Genomic DNA, 9,353 nt, shown 5'->3' with positions numbered 1-9,353 from the left:
GCACCCACACGAATTGCTTGATTCAGTTGTTAAAGAGCGTTTCGATCAAGTCTTTCGTCTCAACCGAGGCCGCGCATTCTACAGCAGCCTTTCTTACTGTCAAGCTGTTTTTCGAAAATCTCTTTTCTACTCAACCGCTTGCCGCGCCCGATCTCAGTAGATCTCGTCAGCGGGAGGCGAATCATACAGCGACCAGAATCGCTGTCAACCACCTATTTGAATCTTTTCGATCAATCCGATCGAGACATGGAAGCAAGCAAGCCCACCTCCAACCCAGCCGTCACCCCTCAGGACTCATGCCAGCATCCCAACCCACCACCTCAACCATAACCCTTTGATTAACATCAGATTTTGATCTAGCTGTGCGCTGGAAGTGGGGCGCATTATAGGGAGACGAAAGCCGAGGTCAACCCTTTTCTACCGAATCAGCCGAACTTGACGGTGATTCGGGCAAAAGCCTTCTTGCCTGCCTGACAAACATGAGTACTGCCTACCCGGACCATGAAGGATCGATCAATCACCTCACCATCGATCTTCACGCTGCCCGCCCCCAGGAGATCGCGCGCGCCTGCAGCATTCTTTACCAGCCCAGCCTTGTTCAATACCGATGCGATAGGCATGTCTTCTGCAGAAAGCAACTCGACTTCCGGAAGGTCGTCAGGCAGCTCACCATCCTTCATACGATTGCCTGCCGAACGGTGTGCGGAAGCCGCCGCCTCCTCACCATGGAAGCGCGCGACCAGCTCCTCGGCCAACTTGATCTTGATGTCACGGGGATTGGCCCCACGTTCGACATCGGACTTGAACTCCTCAATCTCTTCCATTGGCCTGAAACTGAGAAGTTCGTAATAACGCCACATCAGCGCGTCCGGCATCGACACCAGCTTGGTGTACATCACTCCCGGCGCCTCTTGGATGCCGACATAATTCCCCAGCGATTTCGACATTTTCTTCACGCCGTCCAGCCCCTCGAGCAGCGGCATGGTGACGATGCACTGCGAGGCCTGCGCATAGGCACGCTGAAGCTCACGCCCCATCAACAGATTGAACTTCTGGTCCGTTCCACCCAGCTCCACGTCTGCCTTAAGAGCAACGGAGTCGTACCCCTGAACCAGCGGATAAAGGAATTCGTGAATCGCAATGGGCTGATTGGAGGAATAACGTTGATCAAAGTCGTCCCGCTCAAGCATTCGCGCAACCGTGTACTGAGAGGCCAGGCGAATGAAATCGGCGGGGCTGAGCTGATCCATCCAAGTGGAGTTGAACGCCACTTCGGTTCGCTCCGGATCCAATATCTTGAACACCTGAGCCTTATAGGTCTCGGCATTTTCAAGAACCTGATCGCGCGTCAGAGGCGGCCGCGTTGCGCTTTTGCCACTCGGATCACCGATCATTCCGGTGAAGTCGCCTATAAGGAAGACAACCTGATGACCCAAATCCTGAAACTGGCGCAGCTTATTAATAAGGACGGTATGCCCCAGATGCAGATCGGGCGCCGTAGGATCGAAACCTGCCTTGATGCGTAGCGGCGTACCGCGCTCCAACTTGGCAACCAGCTCGGACTCGACTAGTACTTCATCAGCACCGCGCTTTATCAGCGCCAACTGCTCTGCTACCGATCTCATGACAGGCCAACCCCCAAAAACAAAGGGTGTCAACCTTACAAGAACGAGCATGAATTACAAGTTTTGCAAAACCTGCCGATAGCCCTAATACCGGGCCAAGGGTTGCCTCTCAGCGCCTTTGCTTATATTTTAGACAGTTATTTCCATGCACAAAAAAATCGCCAGACGTCTCATGACCAAACCTGCAAAGAAAGCGCCCCTCTATCCCAAGAGCCATTTGTTGGCCGCCAGTGGTATAGCCGCGCTGCTCAGCCTGGCTCTGCTGGTGTTCCCATCGCGCGAAGTCGAAGCCAAAAAGACACTCATCAATCTCGAACTGGATTCGGCGGTCGAGCTGAGTCATGCCAAGCCTGAGCAGAGCATTGAACTCGATACAAGTGCCATCGCCGCTGAGCCGCCCTTCCCTTCCATCGCGGTCGACGAATCCGGCCGAATAGAGGAAGAGCTGGAGCTGGCCGCAAAAATCGAAGAACCGGCTGAAGATCCTCTGACCAAACAGATAGTAGTGACCAATGGGGATACGCTATCGACCGTATTTGCAAAAGTTGGCCTGCCCTCCTCAGTTGTCCATGACGTCATTGGCAGTAGCAAAGAAGCCAAGCAACTGACTCGCCTGAAGATCGGGCAGGAGCTCGAATTCAAGCTGACCGAAGATGGCGGTCTTGCCAGCCTGAGCAGCAAGCTGAGTGATCTCGAATCCATCCGACTGGAAAAGGCGGAAGACGGCTACCGCTTCGCAAAGGAAAAGGTAAAACCCGAGGTACGCACGACCTATGCCGGCGGCCAAATAGACAGCAGCCTTTTTCTCGCCGCCAAACGTGCGGGGCTCAACCACAACCTGACCATGGACTTGGCCAACATCTTTGGCTATGACATCGACTTCGCGATGGATATCCGCAAAGGTGACACCTTCGAAGTCATCTATGAAGAAAAGCTGGTGGAGAACAAGAGAGTCGGCACCGGCAATATTCTGGCAGCCCGCTTCACCAATCGAGGCAAGTCCTATACCGCAGTCCGCTACACCAGCAAGGACGGCGCCAGCAGCTATTACACGGCCGACGGCGAAAGCATGCGCAAAGCGTTTATCCGTACCCCGGTCGACTTTGCTCGCATCAGTTCACGCTTCTCCAACGGTCGCAAGCATCCCATTCTGAACAAGATCCGCGCCCACAAGGGCGTCGACTATGCCGCGCCGCATGGCACACCGATCAAGAGCGCCGGCGACGGCAAGGTCATCCTGGCAGGACGCAAGGGCGGGTATGGCAATACCATCGTCATCCAGCACGGTAACCGCTATCGCACGCTCTATGCTCACATGCAGGGCTTCGCCAAGGGTGTGCGCAATGGTTCATCGGTCAAGCAAGGGCAGATCATTGGCTATATCGGCACGACCGGCCTTTCTACCGGACCGCATCTGCACTATGAGTTCCAGGTCGACGGCGTCCATGTCGACCCGCTGGGCCTGAAGCTGCCAATGGCCGATCCGATCGCCAAAAACGAAAAGCAACGCTTCATGCAAATGAGCCAGCCGCTAATGGCTCGGATGGATCAAGAGCGAGCAACCATGCTTGCGCTGAACAAGCATTAAGCCATGCCCTTCTATATAGGCGTGATGTCCGGGACCAGCCTCGATGGTCTGGACATCGCGCTTATCGAGCACACCACTCGCCCCCTTCTCATCGACACACTTTATCTGCCGATGCCCGCGGATTTGCGGGAGGCGCTTCTACAGCTCTGCTCATCCGGCATGGATGAACTGGCCCGCGCCGCGGTCGCCGAACAGGAATGGGTCAAGCTTGCCGCGCACGGAATTGCGATGCTGCTGGAGCGCACCAAGCGTGCACCCGACGATATTCGCGCTATCGGCAGCCACGGGCAGACCGTTCGCCACGAACCGCAGCGCGGCTTCAGTACTCAGATCGGCAATCCCGCACTACTGGCTGAGCTCACTGGGATCACCGTCGTAGCCGACTTTCGCCGCCGCGACGTGGCCGCCGGCGGCCAGGGCGCACCGCTTGTCCCTGCCTTCCATGAGGCGCTGTTCTCTGATCGATCCAGGCACCGAGCCGTGCTCAACGTCGGAGGGTTCAGCAACCTCACACTGCTGTCTCCGGACCGCCCTGTCTCCGGGTTCGATTGTGGGCCGGGTAACGTGCTGCTCGATGGCTGGATCAAGCGTCAGCTCAGCCGGGATTACGACGATAACGGCAACTGGGCAGCCAGCGGCACTGTGCACGCCGGCCTCCTCAAAGCGTTGCTGAGCGACCCCTTCTTCTCAACCCACGGCCCGAAAAGTACGGGGCGCGAGCTATTCAACCAGGCTTGGCTGGACGAGCACCTGAGTGCATTGCAAACCGAGATCAGCTCAGCGGATGTTCAGGCGACACTGCTCGAACTGACAGCCCGTAGCGTGACCGAGGCGCTGATCTATGCCCAACCCGAAACCTGTGAATTACTGGTTTGCGGCGGTGGCGCACGGAACGGTCAGCTGATGAAACGCCTGAGCGACCTGCTGCCCGGCTGCTCGACAGCCAGCACGGATGAATATGGCTTGCCAGCGGACTGGATAGAAGCCATGGCCTTTGCCTGGCTGGCGCACTGCTTACTGGAGGGCATCCCTACCAGCCGCCCAAGCGTTACCGGGGCGAGCGGCGAACGCCTGTTGGGCGCGATTTATCCAGCCTGATCAAAGCAAAACGCCGTGACAGGCACGGCGTGATAGCAACAGAGAATTCGTTGAATCAGATGGAGAACGACTGGCCGCACCCACAAGTGGTAGTGGCATTAGGGTTCTTGATCACGAAGCGCGAGCCTTCCAGACCTTCCTGGTAATCCACTTCCGCACCGGCCAGATATTGGAAGCTCATCGGATCGACCACCAGGCTGACGCCTTCTCGCTCGACGATCGTATCGTCTTCTGCAATTTCTTCATCGAAGGTGAAGCCGTACTGGAAACCCGAGCAGCCGCCCCCGGTCACGAAGACGCGCAGCTTGAGCCGAGGGTTGCCCTCTTCGTCGACAAGACTCTTCACCTTGCTCGCGGCACCTTGGCTAAACTGAATAGCGGTGGGCGTGAAGGATTCGACACTCATTTGGTTCTCCTGGCGCGGAGCGCCCTACTGCATTTGACGCACATTATCCGCTTACCTGACGAAACTGGTCAACTATTCAGCCGGTTCGACACTGGCGGGCAACTCGAGAGGCCGGGGCTCTTCGCGCAGGTGGCACAGCTTGCCCTCCACCTCTGCGCCCATCGCCATCTCCATCAGCCCGTAGAACAGGTTACCGCGGACCCGTGCCCGCGTGCCTAGCTCCAGATGCTCTGCAGCATGCACATCGCCGATGACCTGCCCGTCGACCACCACATGCTGAGCGCGGATCTCGCCTTCGACGTGTCCGCCGTGGCTGACCCGTACCAGCCCCCCCGTCGTGACCAGATTGCCGCACAAGCGGCCGTCGACCTGAACCGCGCCCTGGAAACACAGATCTCCAGTCACTTCCGCGTCAGCGGCAATCACACTCGTCTTGCCGCTGAAGCGCTGCAGGTCTGCCTTGGGTTTGGCTTTGTTGAACATGAAAACTGTCTACTCCTGATCGATCCATGGAAAGGTACGCTCCAGCGCCTTGCTCTCGCCCTTTAGCTGAGCAAGGACTTTGATCTGCCGAGGCGTGAAGCCTTCTGGCAACTCAAGTTCCGCGAAGCGACCCGCTGTCGGAATGGCCTGGAAATGTTTGAAGGCGAAAGGGATGTTTGGCCCGGTGTGCTCCTGGGACAACGTGGCCAGCCGCAGGCTGACCTCCTTGCCAGCCTGCTGACCCAGAACGCTGACCTGCAAGTTACCCTCAAGCGCGACATCATCCTTGCCCACCCGACTGAGTAGCAGTTTGTAGCGGAAACGGCGGGGATCGTCCGTGCCCTGGACCTCAACCGAGCGAACACGCAGCCCGTCACGACGAGAGGCAGGCGCCAGTACGCCTTTATAGAAGGCCAGATCCTGCTGCAGCTTGAATATCTGCTCTTCGAGCAGCTTGATGGTCTGCCTGTTCTGCTCGCCAGCCTGCTGACCGACCTTGTCGGCGCTGGCGACCACTGCATAGCGCTGACGCAACTGATCGAGCTCCTGCTGTTGTTCGGCGAGCTGGCGCAGCAGCTCTCGCTGCGAATCCGCCAGGCGCTGCGGATTGACCGCTGCCCAGTAAGCGCCCATATAGAACGCGGCCGGAACGGCAAACAGCAGCAATCCGATGGCCAGCCAAAGCCGCCGGCGGACCCTCGGATCGCTGGGCCGGACTTCCCAGCCGGACATCAGGGCAGCAACGCAGGGCTGCTCAGGCCTAGGCGTTCATCGAGGCCGAAGAGGATATTCATGTTCTGCAGGGCTTGGCCTGATGCACCCTTTACCAGGTTGTCGATCACCGAGAGTACAACCACCAGATCGCCACCTTCAGGCCGATGCACTGCAATACGGCAGATGTTGGCACCGCGCACGCTGCGGGTTTCAGGATGGCTGCCGGCAGGCATTACATCGACGAAGGGTTCGTTGGCGTAGCGGTCCTCATAGAGGCGTTGCACATCTATTCCAGTGTCGGCGACCGTCGCGTAGAGCGTCGCATGAATACCCCGAATCATCGGCGTCAGGTGAGGCACGAAAGTCAGCCCAACCGGCCCCTTGGCGGCGCGGCGCAAGCCCTGGCTGACTTCGGGAAGATGCCGATGACCCTTCACCGCGTAGGCCATCATGTTCTCGCCTGCCTCGGTGAACAGCGACCCGATCTTGGCAGCACGGCCAGCACCGCTCACGCCCGACTTGCAATCGGCGATCAGTCGCGTAGCGTCCGCCAGCCCCTTCTCGAGCAACGGCAGAAAGCCCAGCTGCGTGGCCGTCGGGTAACAGCCCGGAACAGCGATCAGCCTCGCGCCCTTGATCCGCTCACGGTTTACCTCTGGCAGACCGTAGACGGCTTCGGAGAGCAGCTCAGGTGCGCCATGCGGTTGCCCATACCATTTTGCCCACTCATCGGCGTTCTCCAGACGGAAGTCGGCCGAAAGGTCGATGACTCGGGTGCCCGCCGCCAGCAGCTCGCCGGCCAAGGCATGGGCGACACCGTGCGGCGTTGCGAAGAAAACCACGTCGCAGGCACCGAGGGTCGCCGCGTCCGGCACGCTGAATGCCAAGTGATCGTAATGCCCGCGCAGGTTCGGAAACATGTCGCAAACCTTCACGCCATCTTCGGAGCGAGACGTGATTACCGTCACTTCCGCTTCCGGATGTTGAGCCAGCAGGCGCAACAGCTCGACCCCGGTATAGCCCGTACCGCCGACGATTCCGACCTTGACCATGCGCTGCCCCTCGTTAGATCCGTAAATCCAGTGATGATAAAGCCGCCGACCGCTGCGGCCAACTGCCAGGGTGACGTGTGGGCCCACCGGCACTACTATCGGTACGAACTCGATAAGGACTCACTACATGCTCTATCTCTGGATCAAAGCGCTACATATCGTCGCCATCGTCTGCTGGTTCGCAGGGCTGTTCTACCTTCCACGCCTGTTCGTCTATCACGCCGCCAGTGATGACACCGTCAGCAAGGAGCGCTTCTGCGTGATGGAGCGCAAGCTCTACCGCGGCATCATGCTGCCGTCGATGATCGCCACGCTGGTCTTCGGCATCGCCCTGGTCTCGCTCAACCCGGCGCTGTTCAGCACCGGTGGCTGGCTGCACGCCAAGCTGACCCTGGTCCTGCTGCTGATCGGCTACCACCACATGTGCGGCGCGCAGCTCAAACGCTTCGCCCGCGGTGAAAACACCCGCACCCACGTATTCTATCGCTGGTTCAACGAAGTGCCCGTGCTGTTCCTGCTTGCCATCGTGATACTGGTGGTCGTCAAGCCGTTCTAATCCACTGCCCGAAAGAGGATAGCCCGCATGTCGCTCCCGCCGCTGCTCCAAGATCGCCTACGCCTGCCCGTGGTCGCCGCACCGATGTTTCTGGTGTCCAACCCAGAGCTGGTGCTTGCCTGCTGCCGCAACGGTATCGTCGGCAGCTTCCCGGCGCTGAATCAACGGGAAAGCAGCGGCTTCAGGCAGTGGCTGGATCTCATCGAGGAGGGACTGGAGCAAAGGCCAGATGCCGCGCCCTATGCGGTGAACCTGATCGTGCATCACAGCAATCCGCGCCTTCAGGCCGACCTGGCCATCTGCGTCGAGAAAAAGGTGCCTATCGTCATCACCAGCCTCGGGGCGGTGAAAGAACTGGTCGATGCCGTCCATGGGTACGGCGGCCTGGTTTTCCATGACGTGACCACCAGACGCCATGCCGAAAAGGCGGCAGAGGCCTGCGTGGACGGTCTGATCGCGGTGGCTGCCGGCGCGGGTGGGCATGCCGGGACCTGGAGCCCGTTCGCGCTGGTGGCGGAGATCCGGCAATTCTTCGACAAGACCGTGCTGCTGTCGGGTTGCATCAACCAGGGACACCAGATCGCTGCGGCGCAGCTGCTCGGCGCCGATCTCGCCTACATGGGCACACGGTTCATCGCCACCACCGAGAGCCAGGCTCAGAGCGCTTACAAGGAGATGCTGATGCAGGCGCATGCCGCCGACATCGTGCATACCGCCGCTGTCTCTGGCGTTCCGGCCAGTTTCCTGCGTCAAAGCCTGGCGCAGGCCGGGTTCGACCAGGAGCATCTGCAAGGCAAAGGCACCATGGATTACGGCGCCAAGCTCAAGCCGGTTCAAGACGAAGCGAAGGCGTGGAAAACCGTCTGGTCCGCCGGACAAGGCGTGGGAGGTATCGACGACCTGCCCAGCGTGGCAGAACTGGTCGCCCGTCTCGATCAGGAGTACCGACAAGCCTTGAGCACTGCCACAACTTTGTCGAGCAGTTGGCCACGCTGAGAACCGCTCCCCATTCCGAGAAAACGCGACAGGGTTCCCATCAGCGTCCACTTGTCTTGCCGGATCGCCCGTCCTAGGCTTCCCGCTCTCCCCCGCCGTGACAGGGATGCCGCATGCAAGACACCCAATATAAAGTCGTTTTCAGCGGCGAGATCATGCCCGGCATGACGCTCGACGCCGTGAAAGACAACCTCGCCCTGCTGTTCAAGAGTGATCGCAGCCGCATCGATGGCTTGTTCGGCAAAGGGCCGGTGGCGCTCAAGCGTGAGCTGCGGGAAGACGAGGCGGAAAAGTACCTCGGCGCCCTCCAGCGTGCCGGCGCTCAGGCTCACAAGGAAATCGACTTCGCCGCCAGTCTGACGCTCGTTGATAGCGAGTCGGCTGAAACTGCCGAAGCCGCTCAGCTCCAGACGATGGAATGCCCCAAGTGCGGGCATGGCCAGCCCAAAGCCATCGAGTGCAGCGCCTGCGGCATCGTCATCGAGAAATATCTGGCGCGCCAGGCATTGCTCAAGGAGCGGGCGCAGGCTGAAGCGCTCACCCCGACCGTCGTGCCCTCACCTTCGGACGGATCCAGCGACTCGCCCCATGGCGGCCCCCAAGAAGACAGCTCGCTACAGGGCAATGAAATCAAGCCGTTGACCATCAAGGACCGGATCGGACGATTGCTCTCCCTCTTGCCTGGCCGATGATCGCGCTGCTGTCGTCGCCGTGTCTTCCCTGCCCTTCGGGGCACCGCTGGCCGAGAGATTCGATGCCGTCACGCATCGCCTATGCCGCAGCACACATACCGATCCGCGTAGCGTCTGCATGACATTAGCTGGCTTTGTGCCCG

Annotated in this window: 10 protein-coding genes; 5 read left to right on the top strand and 5 right to left on the bottom strand. The window is 59.4% G+C overall.

Features of this window, described 5'->3' with window-relative positions; translation table 11 throughout:
• Window positions 1-425: 425 nt before the first annotated feature.
• The gene (gene tyrS, locus G7026_RS08630; protein ID WP_181070329.1) at window positions 426-1,625 is read right to left on the bottom strand and encodes a tyrosine--tRNA ligase; all 1,200 of its coding nucleotides are present in this window, start codon (window positions 1,623-1,625) and stop codon (window positions 426-428) included.
• Window positions 1,626-1,797: 172 nt separating this feature from the next.
• Here tyrS and G7026_RS08625 point away from each other — a divergent pair, with 172 nt between their 5' ends.
• Window positions 1,798-3,213, top strand: a complete 1,416-nt coding sequence (locus tag G7026_RS08625; RefSeq protein WP_181070364.1) for a peptidoglycan DD-metalloendopeptidase family protein — start codon at window positions 1,798-1,800, stop codon at window positions 3,211-3,213.
• 3 nt (window positions 3,214-3,216) lie between these two features.
• Window positions 3,217-4,311 (top strand): anhydro-N-acetylmuramic acid kinase, encoded by a 1,095-nt coding sequence (locus G7026_RS08620; protein ID WP_181070328.1) that lies wholly within the window; start codon window positions 3,217-3,219, stop codon window positions 4,309-4,311.
• A gap of 55 nt (window positions 4,312-4,366) precedes the next feature.
• Here the strand turns inward: G7026_RS08620 and erpA are convergent, their stop codons facing one another.
• The 4 genes from erpA to argC form a co-directional block, all read right to left on the bottom strand.
• Window positions 4,367-4,717 carry an iron-sulfur cluster insertion protein ErpA gene (gene erpA / locus G7026_RS08615; RefSeq protein ID WP_138410443.1) on the bottom strand — a complete coding sequence of 117 codons (351 nt, stop codon included), beginning with the start codon at window positions 4,715-4,717 and terminating at the stop codon, window positions 4,367-4,369.
• A 72-nt stretch (window positions 4,718-4,789) separates the two neighbouring features.
• Window positions 4,790-5,200 carry a bactofilin family protein gene (locus tag G7026_RS08610; RefSeq protein WP_181070327.1) on the bottom strand — a complete coding sequence of 137 codons (411 nt, stop codon included), beginning with the start codon at window positions 5,198-5,200 and terminating at the stop codon, window positions 4,790-4,792.
• A gap of 9 nt (window positions 5,201-5,209) precedes the next feature.
• Window positions 5,210-5,932, bottom strand: coding sequence for a DUF6776 family protein (locus G7026_RS08605; RefSeq protein WP_258190191.1), 723 nt, complete (start codon window positions 5,930-5,932; stop codon window positions 5,210-5,212).
• Window positions 5,932-6,966, bottom strand: a complete 1,035-nt coding sequence (gene argC / locus G7026_RS08600) for an N-acetyl-gamma-glutamyl-phosphate reductase (RefSeq protein ID WP_181070326.1) — start codon at window positions 6,964-6,966, stop codon at window positions 5,932-5,934. The genes G7026_RS08605 and argC overlap by 1 nt, the downstream gene beginning before the upstream one ends.
• Before the next feature lie 127 nt (window positions 6,967-7,093).
• Here argC and hemJ point away from each other — a divergent pair, with 127 nt between their 5' ends.
• The 3 genes from hemJ to G7026_RS08585 all read left to right on the top strand — a co-directional run bounded on the left by hemJ (window position 7,094) and on the right by G7026_RS08585 (window position 9,210).
• Window positions 7,094-7,522 carry a protoporphyrinogen oxidase HemJ gene (hemJ, locus tag G7026_RS08595; RefSeq protein ID WP_181070325.1) on the top strand — a complete coding sequence of 143 codons (429 nt, stop codon included), beginning with the start codon at window positions 7,094-7,096 and terminating at the stop codon, window positions 7,520-7,522.
• 27 nt (window positions 7,523-7,549) lie between these two features.
• Window positions 7,550-8,518, top strand: coding sequence for an NAD(P)H-dependent flavin oxidoreductase (locus G7026_RS08590; RefSeq protein WP_181070324.1), 969 nt, complete (start codon window positions 7,550-7,552; stop codon window positions 8,516-8,518).
• A 113-nt stretch (window positions 8,519-8,631) separates the two neighbouring features.
• Window positions 8,632-9,210, top strand: a complete 579-nt coding sequence (locus G7026_RS08585; protein WP_181070323.1) for a hypothetical protein — start codon at window positions 8,632-8,634, stop codon at window positions 9,208-9,210.
• The last annotated feature ends 143 nt before the right edge of the window (window positions 9,211-9,353 follow it).

Origin of the sequence: Stutzerimonas azotifigens (assembly GCF_013522725.1) — a bacterium.
Lineage (GTDB): Bacteria > Pseudomonadota > Gammaproteobacteria > Pseudomonadales > Pseudomonadaceae > Stutzerimonas > Stutzerimonas azotifigens_A.
The sequence above is the reverse complement of the archived record's forward strand: the minus strand, read 5'-3'. Positions and strand labels throughout refer to the sequence as shown.